Here is a 19,493-nt window from a genome sequence, read left to right on the forward strand (position 1 = left end):
TTGATCAAGTCCATCTGATCGGCACCGGCAGCGCCGTCAGCACTGCCGAGACCGCGACCACCACCCCCAGCACGGCCACCTCAGCCCGCGCCGGGACGTACGCGGTGAGCGGGTCGGCCGCCCGGCGCAGCCGGAACCGTGCCCACAACGCGAGCGCGGCCACGGCGGCGACGAGGACCACCTTGGCCAGCAGGGTGCGCCCGTACGCCGTCGTCGTCAGCTGGTCCAGGAACGTGCCCGCGGGCATCCGCCGCAGCGAACTCCACACGCCTGTCGCGGTGATGGCCGCGAGCAGCACGGCGGCCACGCGCGCGTAGAGACCGAGCAGCGCCGCTCCGGCCTCCCGGCCGCGCCACCGGCGCAGCATGCGCAGCGCGTGCGGCAGACCGCCCACCCACAGCGTCGCGCACGTCAGATGCACCAGGGTCAGCGCCGAGCCGAGCAACGGGCCGTGCTCGGGCGGGGGATGGGCGCGCAGTGCCTCGGCGACGACCACCGCGGCAAGCGGCCACACCTGGACCGCCGGGCGGCGCGAGCGGGCGCACAGGCCGGCCAGCAGAAAGGCGTTGACCTCGATCAGCGCCAACTTCCCGTCGCGCGACCGGTACAGGCCGCCCACGTCGATGTCGGCGAGACCGCGCGGCACCAGGTTGCCCGTCGACGCGAGCCCCAGCGCGGCGACGAAACCGGCGACGGCCGCCAACACCGCCCAGCTGGACGGCCGTTCGGGCGGTGCGTCGCGCAGCCGGCGGGCCAGCCGGTCCACGAACAGCTCGCCCAACGGCACACACAAGGCGGCGAACAGCACTCCGCGCAGCAAGGCGATGCCGCCCACCCCCGGCGCCGCGGCCTCCCCGGTGTCGTACAACGCGGCGGACGGCCCGAGCAGCGGCACCAGCGCGGCGAGCGCCACCAGGACCAGGACGGCGACGGCCCGGCCGGTCCCGGGGCGTCTCGCGGGGCCGCGCGCGGCCACTTCGGCGGTCGGTCGTGTCAACGTCACCCCATGATCTCCACCAGCCATGACAGAAGCGGGCAAGTAAAGGAAATCAGCTGACGTTACGGCAATCCACCCATTCGTACGGTTCCGGCCGCCCCGGCGCGCACGGACCCGCCGACGGGCCGGATCCGTCCCCCGGCAGTCCCCCGGTCACGCCCACCGCGCCGGATCCGACCCCCAAGGCGTCGGCGGCCGCGCCCAGTCGGCCGGGCCGCCCGCGAAAGACACCGGCGGCCGTGCGTACCGCAGCCGCCCCAGCGCGCTGTCCGTCTCGGCGAGCCAGGCGCCCGGCCCCTCGTACGGCTCACCGGCCTCGGAACCCGGCTCCATCTCCGCCATGAGCCATCGCGCGGTGCGCGCCAGCGCCAGCCGCACGAACCTGCTCCCGCCGTCGCAGGACTGCTCGGTCAGAGCCCGCAGCACTCCGGCCGCCAGCAGATACCCCGTCCCGTGGTCGAGCGCCTGCGCGGGCAGCGCACCCGGCCGTTCCGGCGTGCCCTCGGTCTTCGCGATGCCGGTGGCGACCTGCACGAGGCTGTCGAAGCCGCGCCGCATGCCCCACGGCCCGTACCCGCCCCACGCGGACACCTGGCCCACGACCAGCCCCGGCCGCCGTTCGGCCAGTGCCTCGGGGGAGAGCCCGAACCGGTCCAGGGCGCCCGGCCGGTAGCCGGTGACGACGACGTCCGCCGAGGCCAGCAGCTCCTCGAAGGCCGCCCGCTCCGCCGCCAGGTCGAGCGTCGCCGACCGTTTCCCGAAGCCCGTGTCCGCGTGCTGGTCGGGGAGTTCGGGCAGCCAGGGCGCGTCCAGGCGCAGGACGTCCGCGCCCAGCAGCGCCAGGGTGCGGGTGGCGACCGGGCCGGCGAGGACCCGGGTCAGGTCAAGGACGCGCAGTCCGGCCGCGGGCAGCAGGTGAGAGGCGCCGGTGTCGAGCGGCGGGAGCACGCGTGCGGGGGCGGCGTCCAGGCGGCCCCGCTCGACGAGGGGGCGTGCGGCCACCTCCACCGCCTGCTCGTGGGCGGCCCACTCATCGGGTGAGCGCAGCGCCACGGCCAGTCCGCCGGCGCCATAGACCGCGTCCTCCACCTCCACCGCGGGCCGCCCGGCGATCCGGGCCGCGACTTCCTCCGGCGAGGCGTCCTGCGGCAGGCCCAGCGCGGTCAGCAGCCGGGCCCGGTGGTGCGGGTAGTTGGCGTGCGTACGCACCCATCCGTCGGCCGTGCGCCAGAACCGGGACAGCGGGGCGAACGGCATCGGCGCCCGGCCGTCGACCAGCAACTGCCGCTCGCCGGTGAACGCGGTCGCCACGGCCCCGTCGTCCACCTGAACCGCGGGCGCCTCCGCCGTTGCGGCCCGCCGTGCCCCCAGTTCGGCGGCGGCCAGCGCGCACGCGCCGACACACGCGCGCGCCAGCCGCCCTACCGGGAGGTGTGCCGGGAGCACGCCCTTGCGTGCCACGGTCGTGATCCGCGCGGGCAGCGAGGGGTCGCCGCCCAGCGCGGACCACGCATACTTGATTGCAGTCATGACTGCACTATGCAGTATTGACTCAATCAATATATGTCTCTACCGGGTCACCGCCGCCAGCGCGTCCGCCGTGCCCCAGCCGTAGAAACCGTTGTGGTTCTTCGAGCCCTCGCACACCGCGTCGACCTTGCCGTCGCCGTTGATGTCGTACGGGTCGGTGCACGGCGTGGCGGTTGCCTCGGCGTACAGCAGGGCCTTCACCAGGGCGGCGGAGGCGTGCGGATGGGTTGACTTGATCAATGCGGCGACGCCGACGACATGCGGCGTGGCCATCGACGTACCCGCCATGTAGCCCCACCTGCCGCCCGGCAGCGGGCCCAGGATCAGGCCGCTGGTCGCCGGGGGCGCCGGGGCCTGGTAGGCCGTCGAGTCGCCGCCGGGCGCGGCGATGTCGATCACCCCGAGGCCGTAGTTGGAGAACGACGACTTGAGGCCCTTCGCGCCCGTGGCCGCGACCGTGACGACGCCCGGCAGCTGGGTCGGTATGTCGTAGCACTCGTGCGGGTCGATCACCCGGTCGCTGGGCGTGCCGTCGTTCGGCGAGACCGGGTCGGTGATCGAGTCGGCGTCCAGGTCGTAGCTCTCGTTCCCGGCCGCCGCCACATTGACCGTGCCCTTCCTCTCCGCGAAGCGGGAAGCCCGGGTGATGGCGTCGACGAGCGCCTTCTGGTCCGGGTCGTCGGTGCAGTTGAAGTACCAGGGGTCGGTGTAATAGCTGTTGTTGGTGACGTCGATGTGGTGCTCGGCCGCCCACACGAAGCCGCAGACCACGGCCTCCGTGTAGAAGTACCCGCTCGTGGTGGCGACCTTGATGCCCGCCACCTTGACGCCCGGTGCCACACCGGTGATGCCGACGCCGTTCTTGGCGCCCGCGATCTCACCGGCCACATGCGTGCCGTGCGGGCTCTCGGCGGCGCTGGGCCGCCAGGCCCCGTACGTCGTGTCCGGCTTGCCGGTGACGCAGTTGGTGGACGCGGCCGCGTCGAAGTTCGGGGCGATGTCCGGGTGGGTGTCGTCGACGCCGGTGTCGATGACGGCGACGGTGACCTTCGAGCTGCCGAGGGTCTTCTCGTGCGCCTTGTCGGCCTTGATGGCGGGCAGGTCCCACTGCAGCGGCTCCAGCGGGTCCTGCCCGTCGGCCGCCTGTGCGTCCGCCTGCGCGACCTGCTCCGAGCTGAGCGCCTCGGGTGTGCCGACGTCGGTCGTCGACTGGGCGGGCAGCGGCGCGTTGCGGGTCGCGCCCGCCGACTCCACGCCGGGCACCTTGCGCAGGGTCTTGGCGAAGTCGGGGTTGGACGAGTGGACGACGATCACGCCGATCTCGTCGTACGCGATCACCACCGAACCGCCGGCCCGGTCGATCGCCTTCTGGACGCGCTGCGAGGTGCCGTGCCCGGGGCGGACGTTGACGACATAGCTGAGCGACGTCGCGTCACTCGCGCTCGCGTCCGAGGCGACCGTGGTCGTGGTGTCGGCGGCGGACGCCGAGACGTTCGGCAGGAACGCGAGGGCCGTGGCCATGGCCATGCCGAGCGGGATGGCGAGAGCGCGGCGGTGGCGCGGCTTGGGCGCTGTCATGTGGGTGAGCCTCCGGTTCGTTCGCGAAACGAGCATGCCGTGCGGGAAGTCCTGCTAAAGGGTGGTCACTTGACCGCGCGGAGCGCGTTCACGACACCCGAGCCGTAGAAGCCGTTGATGTGTTTTCCGCCCACACAGGTGGCGTCCACGACGCCGTCGCCGTTCCCGTCGTAGGGACCCGCCGGGCAGCCCGGGTTGTCCGCCTCGGCCTTGAGCAGGGCCTGGAGCCGGGCCGGGGAGGCGTCCGGGTGGGTCGACTTCAGCAGCGCGGCGACCGCGGCCACGTGCGGGGACGCCATCGAGGTGCCCTGGAGGAAGCCGTACTGGCCGTTCGGCAGGGTGGACAGGACGCGGCCGTTCTTCGACGGCGTGTCCGGGATCTGGTACTTGTCGCCGCCCGGGCCCGCCACGTCGATGACGCCCTGGCCGTAGCTGGAGTAGTAGGACTTGGCGTTGTCGACGCCGACCGCGCTCACGGTGACCACACCGGGCAGCTGGGTCGGCACGTCGAAGCACTCGTGCGGGTCGACCGTGCGGGTCGTGGCCGTCGAGTCGTCGGGGCTGGAGGTGTCCGTGAGGGCGCTCGCGTCGAGGTCGTCGTTCGAGTTGCCCGCCGAGGCCACATTGAGCGTGCCCTTGCTCTGGGCGTACAGCTGCGCCCTGTTGACCGCGTCAACGATGGCACGTTGATCGGGGTCGTCCATGCAGTTGTACAGCCATGGATCAACGTAGTAGCTGTTGTTGGTGATCTCCACGCCGTGGTCGGCGGCGAACACGAAGGCGCAGACGACACTCTCCGGGTAGAACAGCTGCGTCGAGTCGGGCTGGGCCACGGTGATGCTCGCGACCTTCACGCCCGGTGCCACGCCCGCCACGCCGATGCCGTTGCGGGCGGCGGCTATCTCACCGGCGACGTGTGTGCCGTGGTAGTGGGCGGCGTCCACCGGCCGCCAGGCGCCGTACGTCGTGTCCGCCTTGCCGCTCACGCAGTTGGCGGACTGCGCGGCGGAGAAGTTCGGGGCGATGTCCGGGTGGGTGTCGTCGACGCCCGTGTCGATGACACCGACGGTCACCGACCGGCTTCCCGGGTTGACCGTGGCGGCCTTGTCGGCGCCGATCGTCCGCAGGTCCCACTGGTCGGCCTCAAGGGGCTCCTGGCCCGCCGTCGACCTCTGCTCGACCTGCGCGGCCTCCGCCTTCGACAGGACCTGCACGGCCCCCTCGTCCGTGGTCCCCGCCGCGCTCAGCGGAGCCGTCCGGGTGGCCCCCGCCGACCGCACCCCGCGCACCGAGCGCATCGCGGCGCCGAAGTCCGGGCTCGCCGAGTGCACGACGATCACGCCGATCCTGTCGTACGACGCGACGATCGTGCCGCCGTTGCGGGCGATCGCCCGCTGTACCGACTCGATCGTGCCGTGGTCAGTCCTGGTGTTGACGACATAGGCCAGGTTCGGCCCGTCCGCCGCCGGCGTCGCCGGGGCCGTCAGCGGTGCCGCCGAAGCCGCCGCCGGCAGCATGCCGAGCGACGCGGTCAGCGACAGGGCGACCGGTACGGCGAGCGCAAGCCCGCGTCTGGAACGCAGATGAGCCATGGGGTCTCCACATCATCCGGAACATCAACCGAAAACGGGGCCGCCCAAGCAGCGGATGCCGCCTGGGCAGGTACATGACGCGTAGTGCAGGGCGAAGCTATCTCCCGCACTCACCGGCCAGCAATGACCGGAGGCGACTCGCGCGAACGACTTCCGAAAGAACCCGGGCGAGTTGAACCTGTCCACGCGTGGCGCCGTGACCTTGAGCAGGGAGCCGCAGCAGGATCGAGGCCCCCTGTCGGTATCACTTACCGGAGCCGCGCCATCACTCCGGGTACGTGATCCCAGCGTCTGTGAGGTCAGAATCCGCATGTCCGTAACGCGAGGAGACTCCGTGGCTACCGAGACACCACCGCCCTCGAAAGCGCAGAACCCGCTCCCCTCCAGCGAGGAGTTCGCCGAGGTGCAGCAGAGTCCGGAGTTCGCCGAACTGCGGCACTCCTACCGCTCCTTCGCCTTCCCGCTGACCGTCGGCTTCATCGCCTGGTACCTGCTGTACGTCCTGCTCTCCAGCTACGCGGGCGACTTCATGGGCACCAAGGTCGTCGGCAACATCAACGTGGCCCTGGTCCTCGGCCTCGCCCAGTTCCTCACCACGTTCCTCATCGCCTGGTGGTACGCGCACCACGCCGCGACCAAGCTCGACCCCAAGGCCCAGGCCATCAAGTCCCGGATGGAGGACGGCGCATGAGCCCCGCGATCACTTTGGCGGCCGGTGAGGCCAGCCAGCACCGTACGCTGATCATCACCCTGTTCGCGGTGTTCGTCGTCGCGACCCTCGTCATCACCGTCTGGGCCGGCCGCCAGACCAAGGACGCCGCCGACTTCTACGCGGGCGGCCGCCAGTTCACCGGCTTCCAGAACGGGCTCGCCGTCTCCGGCGACTACATGTCCGCCGCGTCCTTCCTCGGCATCGCCGGCGCCATCGCCCTCTTTGGCTACGACGGCTTCCTCTACTCCATCGGCTTCCTGGTCGCCTGGCTCGTCGCCCTCCTCCTGGTCGCCGAGCCGCTGCGCAACTCCGGCCGCTACACCATGGGCGACGTGCTGGCGTACCGCATGCGCCAGCGCCCGGTGCGCACCGCGGCCGGCACCTCGACGATCGTGGTGTCGATCTTCTACCTGCTGGCCCAGATGGCGGGAGCGGGCGTCCTCGTCTCCCTCCTCCTCGGCATCACCAGCGACGCCGGCAAGGTCGGCATCGTCGCCCTGGTCGGCGTCCTGATGATCGTCTACGTCACCATCGGCGGCATGAAGGGCACCACCTGGGTGCAGATGGTCAAGGCCGTCCTGCTCATGGCGGGCGCCCTGCTGCTGACCTTCATGGTCCTGGCCAAGTTCAACTTCAACATCTCCGACCTGCTCGGCAAGGCCGCCGACAACAGCGGCAAGGGCACCGCCTTCCTGGAGCCCGGCCTGAAGTACGGCGCCACCAGCACCAGCAAGCTGGACTTCCTCTCCCTCGGCATCGCCCTGGTCCTTGGCACCGCCGGCCTGCCGCACATCCTGATCCGCTTCTACACCGTGCCCACCGCGAAGGCCGCCCGTAAGTCGGTGATCTGGGCGATCGGCCTGATCGGCGCCTTCTACCTGATGACCCTCGCCCTCGGCTTCGGCGCCGCCGCGCTGATCAAACCGGACGAGATCATCGCCTCCAACAAGGCCGGCAACACGGCGGCCCCGCTCCTCGCCCTGCACCTGGGCGGAGTCGACTCCAGCTGGGGCGCGATCCTGCTCGCCACGATCTCGGCGGTGGCCTTCGCGACGATCCTCGCCGTGGTCGCGGGCCTCACCCTGGCCTCGTCGTCCTCCTTCGCGCACGACATCTACGCCAACGTCATCAAGAAGGGCCAGGCCTCCGAGAAGCAGGAGATCAACGCGGCCCGGTGGGCCACCGTCGGCATCGGCGCGGTCTCGATCCTCCTCGGTGCCCTCGCCCGCGACCTGAACGTCGCCGGCCTGGTGGCCCTGGCCTTCGCGGTCGCCGCCTCCGCCAACCTGCCGACCATCCTCTACAGCCTCTTCTGGAAGCGGTTCACCACCGCCGGAGCCCTCTGGTCGATCTACGGCGGCCTGGTCACCGCGGTCGGCCTGGTGCTGTTCTCGCCCGTGGTGTCCGGCAAGGAGACCTCGATGTTCCCGGGCGTCGACTTCCACTGGTTCCCGCTGGAGAACCCGGGCATCATCTCGATCCCGGTCGGCTTCCTCCTCGGCGTCGTGGGCACCCTGCTGTCCAAGGAGGTCCCGGACGCCGCGAAGTACGCGGAACTGGAGGTGCGGTCCCTGACGGGCACCGGCGCGCACTGACTTCGTACGACTGGCCGCGTCGACGGGATCGTAGGGTCCTACGACGCGGCCGCGTCGCACCTCGTGGCATCGGGCCCATCACGATGTCGGTCCTGTCACGTAAGCTCGCAAGTGACGGTAGAGAACCGGTCCGTAACAAGGGAGGGGGCCCCGTGCTCATCGACACCTACGGCCGAGTGGCAACCGACCTGAGGGTCTCACTGACCGATCGGTGCAATCTGCGCTGCACGTACTGCATGCCCGAGGAGGGCCTGCAGTGGCTGGCCAAGCCCGACCTGCTCACGGACGACGAGATCGTCCGCCTGATCGACATAGCCGTCCGCCTGCTGGGCGTCGAGGAGGTCCGCTTCACCGGCGGCGAGCCGCTGCTGCGGCCCGGCCTGGTCGGCATCGTGGAGCGGGTGGCGGCCCTGGCCCCCCGCCCCCAGATGTCCCTGACGACCAACGGCATCGGCCTGAGGCGCACCGCGACGGCCCTGAAGGCGGCCGGTCTGGACCGGGTCAACGTCTCCCTCGACACCCTCCGCCCGGACGTCTTCAAGACCCTCACCCGCCGCGACCGCCACAAGGACGTGCTCGACGGCCTCCAGGCCGCCCGCGACGCCGGCCTCACCCCGGTCAAGGTCAACACGGTCCTGATGCCGGGCCTGAACGAGGACGAGGCCCCCGACCTGCTGGCCTGGGCGGTGGCGCACGACTACGAGCTGCGTTTCATCGAGCAGATGCCGCTGGACGCACAGCACGGCTGGAAGCGCGACAGCATGGTGACGGCGGGGGACATCCTCGCCTCGCTCCGCACCCGCTTCGACCTCACCCCCGAGGAAGCGGACGAGCGCGGCTCGGCCCCGGCGGAGCGCTGGCTGGTGAACGGCGGCCCGTACCGCGTCGGCGTCATCGCCTCGGTCACCCGCCCGTTCTGCGCGGCCTGCGACCGCACCCGCCTCACGGCCGACGGCCAGGTACGGAACTGCCTGTTCGCCAGGGAAGAGACAGATCTGCGCGCCGCCCTCCGCTCGGGCGGATCCGACGAGGAGATCGCCCGCATCTGGCGGCTGGCGATGTGGGGGAAGAAGGCGGGGGCGGGCTTGGACGACCCGTCGTTCATCCAGCCGGACCGGCCGATGTCCGCAATCGGAGGCTAGAGCGGCCTACTGGGGCGACTCCCACTCCTTCAACAACACAACATCCTTCAAAAACCCCCGCACTCCCAGGAACTGCGAGAGATGCTCCCGGTGCTCCTCACAAGCGAGCCAGGTCTTCCGCCGCTCCGGCGTGTGAATCTTCGGGTTGTTCCACGCCAGCACCCACACCGCGTCGGCCCGACAACCCTTCGCTGAACAAATAACGTCACTCACTGCTTCGTCCCGCAAAAAACCCCGCAAACAAGGCGACGCCGAGCAGCCACGGGGGGAGCTGCCCGGCGTCGGTCCGTCGCTCCGACGGGGGATGCGGAGCGCGTACGCAGTATGTCACGGGTCACCCGGCGCCCGGCACCGGAACAGCACGATTGATCTGAGCTTTTCTTGAGCTTTGTGCGGAGACACCGTCCGCTTAACCCGCGTCCCCGGTGCTCAGACCGACTCCGGCCGCTCACCACGCACCCCCGCCGCCGGGTCGGCCACCGCGTCCTCCGGGACGGATTCCGTGTTCGGATCCTCCGCGCGCGGCGGCGCGATCATCAGCCTCGTCGGTGCGACACCGAACGTCGACGGAAGCGAGGGCGGCCGCTCCCGGCCCGCGTTGGCGATGACGACGGCGACATAGGGGAGCAGCGCCCCGAATACCAACGCGACGATGGCGACGTACCGTTCGACGTTCCACAACGTGACCGCGAGGATCACCGACATGGTCCGGACGGTCATCGAGATGACGTACCGTCGCTGCCGGCCGCGGACGTCCTCCGCAAGGCCGGTGCGGGCCCCGGTGATCCGGAACACCTGGACGCTGCCGCCGCCACGCTGCTTCCGCATCACATTCCACCATCCGCGCGCATCGGACTCTCCCCGGCCCGTACCCTGTCCGCACCCGTACGGGGAACCGGCCGGGACACTCCCCACGTTACGCCGCACCTGCGCCGCCTTCGAGAGCGGGTCGCCCTGCTGCCTGCGTGAACGTCGTGCGCCGTACCGCGTATGGGCGTACCGACATGCGCCGTACGGCGGACGGGCCGAGACTTGGCGTAATGCTCACGTCGAGCCGTACGAGGAGGCAGCCATGGGCTGGTTGTGGGCGATCATCGTGGGATTCGTGCTGGGCCTGATCGCGAAGGCGGTCATCCCGGGCAAGCAGCACAGCCCACTCTGGCTGACGACCATCTTCGGCATTCTGGGGGCCATCGCGGGCAACGCGGTCGCCCGCGCGGTGGGGGTGGCGGAGACGCCGGGCATCGACTGGACCCGTCATCTGTTCCAGCTGGTCGCCGCGATCATCATCGTGTTCCTCGGCGACATGCTGTACATGGCGACGCTGGGGAGGCGAAAGTACCGAGCCTGACCCGAAGCGCCCCTTCAGGGGCGCGGGGCTGTGTCAACACATCACCCCGCACCCCTGTGGCGCTCAGGAACCAACGAGCTCCACGGCCGCCAGATTCTTCTTCCCCCGCCGCAGCACAAGCCACCGCCCATGCAGCAGCTCCTCCACGGAGGGCACGGCGTCCTCGGCGGTCACCTTGACGTTGTTCACGTAGGCCCCGCCCTCCTTCACGGTGCGCCGCGCGGCGGACTTGCTGGCCACCAGCCCGACCTCGGCGAACAGGTCGACCACCGGAGCGAGTTCGGTGACCCGGACGTGCGGCACCTCGGAGAGCGCGGCCGCCAGCGTCCGGTCGTCCAGCTCCGCCAACTCGCCCTGCCCGAACAGCGCCTTGGACGCGGCGATCACCGCAGCGGTCTGGTCGGCCCCGTGGACGAGTGTCGTGAGCTCCTCGGCCAGCGCCCGCTGCGCGGCCCGCGCCTGCGGACGCTCCTCCGTCTGCTTCTCCAACTCCTCAAGCTCCGCACGGGACTTGAAGGACAGGATCCGCAGGTACGTCGAGATGTCGCGGTCGTCCACGTTCAGCCAGAACTGGTAGAACGCGTACGGCGTCGTCATCTCCGGGTCGAGCCACACGGCACCGCCCTCGGTCTTGCCGAACTTCGTGCCGTCCGCCTTGGTCATCAGCGGCGTCGCCAGCGCGTGCACGCTCGCGTGCGGCTCCAGCCGGTGGATCAGGTCCAGGCCGGCCGTGAGGTTGCCCCACTGGTCGCTGCCGCCCTGCTGGAGCGTGCAGCCGTACCGCCGGAACAGCTGCAGGAAGTCCATGCCCTGGAGGATCTGGTAGCTGAACTCCGTGTAGCTGATGCCCTGGTCGGACTCCAGGCGGCGGGCCACGGAGTCCTTGGTCAGCATCTTGTTGACGCGGAAGTGCTTGCCGATGTCCCGCAGGAACTCGATCGCGGACAGGCCCTCGGTCCAGTCGAGGTTGTTGACCATGACGGCCGCGTTCTCGCCCTCGAAGGACAGGAACGGCTCGATCTGGGCGCGCAGCTTGCCGACCCAGCCGGCGACCGTCTCCGGGTCGTTCAGCGTGCGCTCGGCCGTCGGGCGCGGGTCGCCGATCAGGCCCGTCGCACCGCCCACCAGCGCCAGCGGCCGGTGCCCGGCCTGCTGGAGCCGGCGCACGGTGAGTACCTGCACCAGGTGCCCGACGTGCAGGGACGGCGCGGTCGGGTCGAAACCGCAATAGAACGTGACAGGACCGTCCGCGAGCGCCTTACGCAAAGCGTCCTCGTCGGTGGACAGGGCGAACAGCCCACGCCACTTCAGCTCGTCGACGATGTCCGTCACGGTTCTCGTATCTCCTTGGATGATCTTCGGGCAGTCGTGCGACCACCGGCTACGAGGTTATACGCCCTGACTGACAGAGCTCATATTGAAGTCGGGCACGCGCAGCGCGGGCATCGCAGCCCTAGTGAACCAGTCGCTCCACTCCCTCGGCAGCGTCTTTTCCGTGCGCCCGGCCTCCGTGGCCCGCCCCAGCAGGTCCACCGGCGACTCGTTGAACCGGAAGTTGTTCACCTGCCCGGTGACCTGGCCGTTCTCCACCAGGTAGACGCCGTCCCGGGTCAGGCCGGTGAGCAGCAGCGTCGCCGGGTCGACCTCGCGGATGTACCAGAGGCAGGTCAGCAGCAGCCCCCGCTTCGTGGCCGCGATCATCTCCTCCAGGGAGTGGTCCGCGCCGCCGTCCAGGATGAGGTTCCCGCCCGCCGGAGCAGGCGGCAGACCCGTGAGGCCGGCGGTGTGCCGGGTGGTCGTCAGATGCCTCAGCTCACCGCCCGCGACCCACTCGGTGGCGCCGATCGGCAGCCCGTTGTCGAAGACGGACTGGTCGCCGCCGGAGGAGTGCGCGATGACGAAGGGCGCGGACTCCAGGCCCGGCTCGTTCGGGTCGCTGCGCAGGGTCAGCGGCAGGTCGGTCAGCTTCTCGCCGACGCGGGTGCCACCGCCCGGCTTGGAGAACACCGTCCGCCCCTCGGCCGCGTCCCGCCCGGACGCCGACCACAGCTGGTAGATCAGCAGGTCGGCCACGGCGGTCGGCGGCAGCAGCGTCTCGTAACGGCCCGCCGGCAGCTCCACCCGGCGCTCCGCCCAGCCGAGCCGTACGGCCAGCTCGGCGTCGAGCGCGCCCGGGTCGACGTCCTTGAAGTCCCGCGTGGAGCACCCGGCCCAGGCCGACCGGGTGCGGTCCGGCGACTTGGCGTTCAGCTCCAGGGTGCCGTTGGGCTGGTCGTGGCGCAGCCGCAGTCCGGTCGACGTGCCGACGTACGTCGAGACCAGCTCGTGGTTGGCGAAGCCGTACAGCTCACGGCCACCGGCACGCGCGCGGGCGAAGGCCTCGCCGAGCGCCGGGGCGAAGTCGGCGAACACGGTGGAGGAGGTCTCGGCGGGCGCGTCCGTGAAGTCCGGCGCTTCCGGCACGCCGGTGACCAGCGGCTGGGCGTCCTCGGCGGGACCGGCGCCCCGCGCGGCGGCCTCGGCGGCCCGCACCAGCGGTTCGAGGTCGTCGGCGGTCACGGCCGCCCGGGACACCACACCGGAGGCTGTGCCCTCCTTGCCGTCGACGGTGGCGACGACGGTGAGCGAACGGCCGCGCGTGACCCCGTTCGTGGTGAGCGCGTTGCCTGCCCAGCGCAGGTTGGCGGTGGAGTGCTCGTCGGCGATGACCACGCAGCCGTCGGCGCGGGAGAGTTCCAGGGCGTGCTCGACGATCTCGTGCGGCTTATTGCTGCGGGCACTCATCGACCGGCCTCCTGGGTGGTGTTGAGGATGTTGACGCCCTTGAAGAGGGCCGAGGGGCAGCCGTGGGACACGGCGGCGACCTGTCCCGGCTGGGCCTTGCCGCAGTTGAAGGCGCCGCCCAGGACGTAGGTCTGCGGGCCGCCGACGGCCGCCATGGAGCCCCAGAAGTCGGTGGTCGTCGCCTGGTAGGCGACATCCCGCAGCTGTCCGGTGATCCGTCCGTTCTCGATCCTGAAGAACCGCTGGCCGGTGAACTGGAAGTTGTAGCGCTGCATGTCGATCGACCAGGAACGGTCACCGACCACGTAGATCCCGCGGTCGACCCCGCCGATCAGGTCCTCCGTCGACAGCCCGCCCGGATCGGGCTGGAGCGACACGTTGGCCATGCGCTGCACGGGCACATGCCCGGGGGAGTCCGCGAACGCGCACCCGTTGGAGCGCTCGAAGCCGGTCAGCCTCGCGATCCTGCGGTCCAGCTGGTAGCCGACGAGCGTGCCGTCCTTCACCAGGTCCCAGGACTGGGCGGCGACTCCCTCGTCGTCGTAGCCGACGGACGCCAGGCCGTGCTCGGCGGTGCGGTCGCCGGTGACGTTCATCAGCTCGGAGCCGTACCTGAGCTTGCCGAGCTGGTCGAAGGTGGCGAAGGAGGTGCCGGCGTAGGCGGCCTCGTAGCCGAGCGCGCGGTCCAGCTCGGTGGCGTGGCCGATGGACTCGTGGATGGTCAGCCACAGGTTGGACGGGTCGACCACCAGGTCGTACAGCCCCGCCTCCACGCTCGGCGCCCGCATCTTCTCGGCGAGCAGCTCCGGGATCTGCTCCAGCTCGGCGTCCCAGTCCCAGCCGGTGCCGGTGAGGTACTCCCAGCCGCGGCCGGCCGGCGGCGCGATGGTCCGCATCGAGTCGAACTCGCCGCTCGACTCGTCCACCGACACGGCGGTCAGCTGCGGGTGCAGCCGCACGCGCTGCTGGGTGGTCACGGTCCCGGCCGTATCGGCGTAGAACTTGTTCTCGTGCACGGTGAGCAGCGAGGCGTCGACGTGGTTGACGCCGTTCGCCGCCAGCAGCCGCGCGCTCCAGTCCGTGAGCAGCGCGGCCTTCTCCTCGTCGGGCACGGTGAACGGATCGATCTCGTACGACGAGATCCACGTCCGCTCCGCGTGCACCGGCTCGTCGGCCAGCTCCACCCGCTCTTCGGACCCGGCGGCCTTGATGACCTGCGCCGAGAGCTTCGCCATGGCCACCGCCTGCGAGGCGACCTTGGCGGCCGCGTCCAGGGTCAGGTCCACCCCGGAGGCGAAGCCCCAGGTACCGCCGTGCACGACCCGGACCGCGTATCCGAGGTCGGTGGTGTCCGACGATCCGGCGGGCTTGGCGTCCCTGACGCTCCAGGACGCACTGCGCACCCGCTCGAACCGGAAGTCCGCGTGCTCGGCCCCCAGCGCACGCGCGCGTGCCAGCGCGGCGTCGGCAAGGGCCCGTAGCGGAAGCGCCGTGAAGGCTTCGTCGATGGAATGAGGCACGGAGGTCTCCCTGCTGTCGTGGCCTGTCCGTCCGATCATGTCGCGCCCTCGGCCAAACGGACCACAGGTTTCGGTACGGCATCGGGCCTTTCTGTAGGGACCCGACAGCGACACCCCCGAGCCACTGTCGGTGCCCGATTGCTCGCGGCGATGGCGGGACCGATAGGTTTTTGATGAAGCCGCCTGTCGTGCCAGCTCTCGGGCGGGTGGTCAGACCGAACGAAAGGGTGATCCGTTGAGCCGCTCGGTTCTCGTCACTGGAGGCAACCGGGGCATCGGCCTCGCCATCGCCCGCGCTTTCGCCGACAACGGTGACAGGGTTGCCATCACGTACCGCTCGGGTGAGCCGCCGGCCGTCCTCAAGGAATTGGGCTGCCTCGCCGTCAAGTGCGACATCACCGACTCCGAGCAGGTGGAGCAGGCCTACAAGGAGATCGAGGAAGCCCACGGCCCGGTCGAGGTCCTGATCGCCAACGCCGGCATCACCAAGGACACGCTTCTGATGCGGATGTCCGAAGAGGACTTCACCTCGGTGGTCGACACCAACCTCACCGGCACCTTCCGCGTGGTCAAGCGTGCCAACCGCGGCATGCTGCGCGCCAAGAAGGGCCGCGTCGTCCTCATCTCCTCGGTCGTCGGCCTCTACGGCGGCCCCGGCCAGGCCAACTACGCCGCCTCCAAGGCCGCCCTGGTCGGCTTCGCGCGGTCCCTCGCCCGTGAGCTGGGCTCGCGCAACATCACCTTCAACGTCGTCGCGCCCGGCTTCGTCGACACCGACATGACCAAGGTGCTCACCGACGAGCAGCGCGCCAACATCGTGTCGCAGGTGCCGCTCGGCCGGTACGCGCAGCCCGAGGAGGTCGCCGCGACGGTGCGGTTCCTCGCCTCGGACGACGCTTCGTACATCACTGGAGCCGTCATCCCTGTTGACGGCGGACTGGGAATGGGTCACTGATCACCATGAGCGGAATCCTCGAGGGCAAGCGTGTCCTGATCACAGGTGTGCTGACGGAGTCCTCCATCGCCTTCCACACCGCCAAGCTGGCCCAGGAGCAGGGCGCCGAGATCATCCTCACCGCGTTCCCGCGGCCCACGCTGACCGAGCGCATCGCCAAGAAGCTTCCCAAGCCCACCAAGGTCATCGAGCTCGACGTCACCAACGACGAGCACCTCGGACGGCTGGCCGACCTCGTCGGTGAGGAACTCGGCGGGCTCGACGGTGTCGTGCACTCCATCGGTTTCGCCCCCCAGGACGCGCTCGGCGGCAACTTCCTCAACACGCCCTTCGAGTCCGTCGCGACCGCGATGCACGTCTCGGCGTACTCCCTGAAGTCGCTGACCATGGCCTGCCTGCCGCTGATGCAGAACGGCGGTTCGGTCGTCGGCCTCACCTTCGACGCCTCCTTCGCCTGGCCGCAGTACGACTGGATGGGCCCGGCCAAGGCCGCCCTGGAGGCCACCAGCCGCTACCTCGCACGTGACCTGGGCAAGCAGAACATCCGCTGCAACCTCGTCTCCGCGGGCCCGCTCGGCTCCATGGCCGCCAAGTCCATCCCGGGCTTCACCGAGCTGGCCTCGGTCTGGGACCACCGCGCCCCCCTGGAGTGGGACCTCAAGGACCCCGAACCGGCCGGCAGGGGCATCGTCGCCCTGCTGAGCGACTGGTTCCCGAAGACCACCGGCGAGATCGTCCACGTGGACGGCGGTCTGCACGCCATCGGCGCCTGACCCGCACGGACGTTCCGAGGCCCGCGTCCCCTGAGGGGTGCGGGCCTCACCCGTTCGGCCCACCGGCCGGGCCGTCGCCGCAGCCACGGCGCACCCTGGATTAAGCGTTCACCGCGCGATTCCCTCCCCAGCCCGGCCGAGGAGGTCCCCTTGTGCGCCTGTCCCGCAGCCTGGCCCCAGTGACCGTGGCGCTCGCCCTTGTGCTGGCCCTGCCGTACGACGCCGTGTCCCGAGTGCGCGTTCCGGGCGGCCACACGCCGGCACCGCAGCTGTTCGGCGCGTCGTGCCGGACGACCGTCCGCGGCTCCCATGTGGTGGCCTACTGCCACAACCCCTACGTCGACACGGATCGGGTGCGGCTGCATATCGAGTGCGCCGAGTGGTGGGACATCGACACCGACGGCTCCCCGGTCGACACCGGGCCCGCGATGACCGTACGGCTCACCGGCCGCTGCTGGAAGGACGTCCGCTCGGTATGGGTCAGTCACCAGAAGGCGGGCTGAACCTGCCCGGACGGCACAGGTACGGGTAGCTGGCCGCCTCCTTGGCGGCCGCGTCCGCGTCGCCCGCGCGGATCGCGTCGACCAGGCGGGTGTGGTCCATGTACGTCTCCGGCGTCAGCTCGGCGCCGACGTCCGCGCGCAGCCAGTCCCGCAGCACCTCGCCCAGGTCGGCGTACATCGCCGTCATCACGTCGTTGTGCGAGGCGGCCACCACGGCCAGGTGGAAGGTCGCGTCCGCCGTCACGAAGGCCTCCGCCTCGCCCGACTCCCAGGCCTGCTCGCGGCGCACCAGAAGGGCGTCGAGCTGCCTGAGGTCCTTATCCGTGCGCCGGGCCGCGGCCAGCCGGGCCGCCGACGACTCCAGCGTGGAGCGCAGCTCGGCGATGTGCCGGGGGTCGGCCCCGGCGAACCGGCGGTGCATCACGCCGGCCAGCTCACTGGTCGCCACGACGTACGTGCCGGAGCCCTGGCGGATGTCCAGCAGGCCGTTGTGCGCCAGCGCGCGGACGGCCTCCCGGACGGTGTTGCGGGCCACCCCAAGCTGCTCGACCAGCTCCGGCTCGGTCGGGATGCGCGAGCCGACCGGCCACTCGCCGGAGGCGATCTGGGTTCGCAGCTCGGCGATGACCTGCTCGGACAGCGCCGAGCGGCGCGGGTGGCTCAGAGGCATGACACACCTTCGCACGCGAGGGCCGGGCGAGAGCGACCGGGTCCGCCGAGGCCTCCGCCCGAGACTGGACAACCAATCATCCCACGATTCTAGTATGGGCGTCATGGGAGCTGAGGAAACCACCACGACCGCGTCCACGACAGCCGGCCCGACGGCACCCGGCGGGAGCCCCGCCAACGCCACGCGCGCGTGGACGACACGGCTGTTCGTCGTCGGCATCCTGCTGGCCGCGGTCAATCTCCGGCCCGCCATCACCAGCCTCGGCGCGCTCCTGGAGGAGGTCCGTGACGGGCTCGGCATGAGCGGCAGCGTGGCCGGGCTGCTCACCTCCGTGCCGCCGCTCTGCTTCGCCGTCTTCGGCGTCACCGCCCCCCGCCTCGCCCGCCGCTTCGGCCCGGCGGCGGTGGTCTGCGCCGGCATGGTCGCCATCACGGCCGGCCTGCTGATACGTCCGTACGTCGGAGGGACGGCCGGGTTCCTGGCCGGCAGCGCGCTCGCGCTCATGGGCATCGCGGTCAGCAACGTGCTGATGCCGGTCATCGTGAAGCGCTGGTTCCCCGACCGGGTCGGCTCCATGACCGGCCTGTACTCGATGGCTCTGGCCGTCGGCACCTCGATCGCCGCCGCGGTGACCGTGCCCATGACCGACGCGCTGGGCGGCGGCTGGCAGGCCGGGCTCGCCGTGTGGGCGGGGCTGGCGGCGGCCGCGGTGCTGCCGTGGCTTCCGCTGGTCCGGGACCGGGGAACGGCGTCTGCGCCCGTGACCGAGGCACGCGCGCGTGCGGACCGGCAGCCACCCGCCCTGCGGATCACCCGCAGCCGTACCGCCTGGGCGCTCGCCGCGTTCTTCGGGCTCCAGGCCACCGCCGCCTACATCACGATGGGCTGGATGGCGCAGATCTTCCGGGACGCGGGCGTGCCCGCGGGCACGGCCGGACTGCTGCTGGCCGTCACCATGGTGATGGGCGTACCGCTGGCCTTCGTCATCCCGCGCGTGGCCACCCGGCTGCTGCACCAGGGCCCGATCGTGATCGTGCTCGGCGTCTGCGGCCTCGCCGGATACCTCGGCCTGTGGGCCGCACCCGCCGGCGGCGCCTGGGCCTGGGCTCTGCTGCTCGGCGTCTCCAACTGCGCCTTCCCGCTGGCCCTCACGATGGTCGGGATGCGGGCCCGGACCGGCGCGGGGGTCGTGCAGCTCTCCGTCTTCGCCCAGAGCGCCGGCTACCTCATCTCCATCCCGGGCCCGTTGCTGGTGGGCGTGCTCTACCAGCACAGCGGCGGCTGGGGCCTGCCGATCGCCCTCATGACCGCCCTCATGATCCCGCAGATGGCCGTCGGCGTCCTCGCGGGCCGCGACCGCACGGTGGAGGACGAGACGGCCACGACCGCCTGACGCCGATCCGGCCTGGTTCGACCGACGCAGTCCCGGCCTGGTTCCGCTGACGCCGTCCCGGCTGACGCCGACGCCGACCTGTCCCGGCTGATGCCGACGCGGTTGGGCTTCGCTGACGTGGCCTGGTTCAGCTGACCCGTTCCGGCTGGCCGACGCCGACCCCGTCCCGGCTGACGCGGCCCGGCTTCGCTGACGGGGCCGGGCTTCGCTGAGGTGGCCTGGTTCCGCCGACCCGTTCCGGGTTCGCCGGCATGGCGCGGCTGAGGCGGGCCCGTTCTGGTTCGCTGGCTCGTTCCGGCTGAGGCTGACGCGGCCCGGCTTCGCTGACGGGGCCGGGCTTCGCTGAGGTGGCCTGGTTCCGCCGACCCGTTCCGGGTTCGCCGGCATGGCGCGGCTGA

Annotated in this window: 18 protein-coding genes; 8 read left to right on the top strand and 10 right to left on the bottom strand. The window is 70.9% G+C overall.

The features are described from left to right. Nucleotides 1-4 precede the first annotated feature (4 nt). The 4 genes from ABZ396_RS10580 to ABZ396_RS10595 form a co-directional block, all read right to left on the bottom strand. Nucleotides 5-1,003: a CopD family protein gene (locus tag ABZ396_RS10580; protein WP_358914681.1), complete on the bottom strand. Its 999-nt coding sequence runs from the start codon at nucleotides 1,001-1,003 to the stop codon at nucleotides 5-7. A 147-nt stretch (nucleotides 1,004-1,150) separates the two neighbouring features. Continuing rightward, nucleotides 1,151-2,527 carry a CoA transferase gene (locus ABZ396_RS10585; RefSeq protein ID WP_358914683.1) on the bottom strand — a complete coding sequence of 459 codons (1,377 nt, stop codon included), beginning with the start codon at nucleotides 2,525-2,527 and terminating at the stop codon, nucleotides 1,151-1,153. 39 nt (nucleotides 2,528-2,566) lie between these two features. Beyond that, nucleotides 2,567-4,105, bottom strand: a complete 1,539-nt coding sequence (locus ABZ396_RS10590; protein ID WP_358914685.1) for a S8 family serine peptidase — start codon at nucleotides 4,103-4,105, stop codon at nucleotides 2,567-2,569. Nucleotides 4,106-4,170: 65 nt separating this feature from the next. Next, nucleotides 4,171-5,697, bottom strand: a complete 1,527-nt coding sequence (locus tag ABZ396_RS10595) for a S8 family serine peptidase (protein WP_358914687.1) — start codon at nucleotides 5,695-5,697, stop codon at nucleotides 4,171-4,173. Nucleotides 5,698-6,031: 334 nt separating this feature from the next. Here ABZ396_RS10595 and ABZ396_RS10600 point away from each other — a divergent pair, with 334 nt between their 5' ends. From ABZ396_RS10600 to moaA, 3 genes are all read left to right on the top strand, one after another. Continuing rightward, entirely contained in the window at nucleotides 6,032-6,388 is a 357-nt protein-coding gene (locus ABZ396_RS10600; RefSeq protein WP_358914688.1) for a DUF485 domain-containing protein, read from the top strand. After that, nucleotides 6,385-8,004 (top strand): cation acetate symporter, encoded by a 1,620-nt coding sequence (locus ABZ396_RS10605; RefSeq protein WP_358914690.1) that lies wholly within the window; start codon nucleotides 6,385-6,387, stop codon nucleotides 8,002-8,004. The genes ABZ396_RS10600 and ABZ396_RS10605 overlap by 4 nt, the downstream gene beginning before the upstream one ends. Before the next feature lie 152 nt (nucleotides 8,005-8,156). Next, the gene (moaA, locus tag ABZ396_RS10610) at nucleotides 8,157-9,146 is read left to right on the top strand and encodes a GTP 3',8-cyclase MoaA (protein WP_358914692.1); all 990 of its coding nucleotides are present in this window, start codon (nucleotides 8,157-8,159) and stop codon (nucleotides 9,144-9,146) included. A 6-nt stretch (nucleotides 9,147-9,152) separates the two neighbouring features. On the opposite strand, the gene ABZ396_RS10615 is transcribed toward moaA, so the two are convergent. Further along, a complete protein-coding gene (locus ABZ396_RS10615) occupies nucleotides 9,153-9,359 on the bottom strand; it encodes a hypothetical protein (RefSeq protein WP_358914694.1) in 207 nt (68 codons plus the stop codon). A gap of 216 nt (nucleotides 9,360-9,575) precedes the next feature. After that, nucleotides 9,576-9,974: a DUF3099 domain-containing protein gene (locus ABZ396_RS10620; protein WP_358914696.1), complete on the bottom strand. Its 399-nt coding sequence runs from the start codon at nucleotides 9,972-9,974 to the stop codon at nucleotides 9,576-9,578. Between the two features lie 244 nt (nucleotides 9,975-10,218). Here ABZ396_RS10620 and ABZ396_RS10625 point away from each other — a divergent pair, with 244 nt between their 5' ends. Continuing rightward, on the top strand, nucleotides 10,219-10,497 hold the full coding sequence (locus ABZ396_RS10625) for a GlsB/YeaQ/YmgE family stress response membrane protein (protein WP_358914698.1): 279 nt from the start codon (nucleotides 10,219-10,221) through the stop codon (nucleotides 10,495-10,497). A gap of 63 nt (nucleotides 10,498-10,560) precedes the next feature. Here ABZ396_RS10625 and tyrS read toward each other — a convergent pair whose 3' ends face one another. From tyrS to ABZ396_RS10640, 3 genes are read right to left on the bottom strand one after another with little or no spacing between them, the layout of a single operon-like run. Then, entirely contained in the window at nucleotides 10,561-11,829 is a 1,269-nt protein-coding gene (gene tyrS, locus ABZ396_RS10630) for a tyrosine--tRNA ligase (protein ID WP_358914699.1), read from the bottom strand. 57 nt (nucleotides 11,830-11,886) lie between these two features. Beyond that, complete coding sequence (locus ABZ396_RS10635) at nucleotides 11,887-13,281, bottom strand: metallopeptidase TldD-related protein (protein WP_358914701.1); 1,395 nt, start codon at nucleotides 13,279-13,281, stop codon at nucleotides 11,887-11,889. Next, entirely contained in the window at nucleotides 13,278-14,801 is a 1,524-nt protein-coding gene (locus ABZ396_RS10640; protein ID WP_358914703.1) for a TldD/PmbA family protein, read from the bottom strand. Before ABZ396_RS10640 ends, ABZ396_RS10635 begins: the two co-directional genes overlap by 4 nt. Before the next feature lie 235 nt (nucleotides 14,802-15,036). Between ABZ396_RS10640 and fabG the strand changes: the two genes are divergently transcribed. The 3 genes from fabG (at nucleotide 15,037) to ABZ396_RS10655 (ending at nucleotide 17,032) form a co-directional block, all read left to right on the top strand. Then, nucleotides 15,037-15,756: a 3-oxoacyl-[acyl-carrier-protein] reductase gene (gene fabG / locus ABZ396_RS10645; RefSeq protein WP_358914705.1), complete on the top strand. Its 720-nt coding sequence runs from the start codon at nucleotides 15,037-15,039 to the stop codon at nucleotides 15,754-15,756. A 5-nt stretch (nucleotides 15,757-15,761) separates the two neighbouring features. Then, complete coding sequence (gene fabI / locus ABZ396_RS10650; RefSeq protein ID WP_358914707.1) at nucleotides 15,762-16,529, top strand: enoyl-ACP reductase FabI; 768 nt, start codon at nucleotides 15,762-15,764, stop codon at nucleotides 16,527-16,529. Between the two features lie 152 nt (nucleotides 16,530-16,681). Further along, nucleotides 16,682-17,032 (top strand): hypothetical protein, encoded by a 351-nt coding sequence (locus ABZ396_RS10655; protein WP_358914709.1) that lies wholly within the window; start codon nucleotides 16,682-16,684, stop codon nucleotides 17,030-17,032. On the opposite strand, the gene ABZ396_RS10660 is transcribed toward ABZ396_RS10655, so the two are convergent. Then, nucleotides 17,010-17,702 (bottom strand): FadR/GntR family transcriptional regulator, encoded by a 693-nt coding sequence (locus ABZ396_RS10660; RefSeq protein ID WP_358914711.1) that lies wholly within the window; start codon nucleotides 17,700-17,702, stop codon nucleotides 17,010-17,012. The two genes, ABZ396_RS10655 and ABZ396_RS10660, sit on opposite strands and share 23 nt — an antisense overlap. Nucleotides 17,703-17,796: 94 nt before the next feature. Here ABZ396_RS10660 and ABZ396_RS10665 point away from each other — a divergent pair, with 94 nt between their 5' ends. After that, nucleotides 17,797-19,095, top strand: coding sequence for a CynX/NimT family MFS transporter (locus tag ABZ396_RS10665; protein WP_358914713.1), 1,299 nt, complete (start codon nucleotides 17,797-17,799; stop codon nucleotides 19,093-19,095). The last annotated feature ends 398 nt before the right edge of the window (nucleotides 19,096-19,493 follow it).

The organism is Streptomyces sp. NPDC005866, assembly GCF_040629895.1.
GTDB lineage: Bacteria > Actinomycetota > Actinomycetes > Streptomycetales > Streptomycetaceae > Streptomyces.

Coding starts and splice junctions, on each gene's coding strand:
- ABZ396_RS10635 (WP_358914701.1), bottom strand. CDS start 13,281: ATGAGTGCCCGCAGCAATAAGCCGCACGAGATCGTCGAGCACGCCCTG.
- ABZ396_RS10625 (WP_358914698.1), top strand. CDS start 10,219: ATGGGCTGGTTGTGGGCGATCATCGTGGGATTCGTGCTGGGCCTGATC.
- ABZ396_RS10590 (WP_358914685.1), bottom strand. CDS start 4,105: ATGACAGCGCCCAAGCCGCGCCACCGCCGCGCTCTCGCCATCCCGCTC.
- fabI (WP_358914707.1), top strand. CDS start 15,762: ATGAGCGGAATCCTCGAGGGCAAGCGTGTCCTGATCACAGGTGTGCTG.
- ABZ396_RS10605 (WP_358914690.1), top strand. CDS start 6,385: ATGAGCCCCGCGATCACTTTGGCGGCCGGTGAGGCCAGCCAGCACCGT.
- ABZ396_RS10595 (WP_358914687.1), bottom strand. CDS start 5,697: ATGGCTCATCTGCGTTCCAGACGCGGGCTTGCGCTCGCCGTACCGGTC.
- ABZ396_RS10585 (WP_358914683.1), bottom strand. CDS start 2,527: ATGACTGCAATCAAGTATGCGTGGTCCGCGCTGGGCGGCGACCCCTCG.
- ABZ396_RS10660 (WP_358914711.1), bottom strand. CDS start 17,702: ATGCCTCTGAGCCACCCGCGCCGCTCGGCGCTGTCCGAGCAGGTCATC.
- ABZ396_RS10620 (WP_358914696.1), bottom strand. CDS start 9,974: ATGCGGAAGCAGCGTGGCGGCGGCAGCGTCCAGGTGTTCCGGATCACC.
- ABZ396_RS10665 (WP_358914713.1), top strand. CDS start 17,797: ATGGGCGTCATGGGAGCTGAGGAAACCACCACGACCGCGTCCACGACA.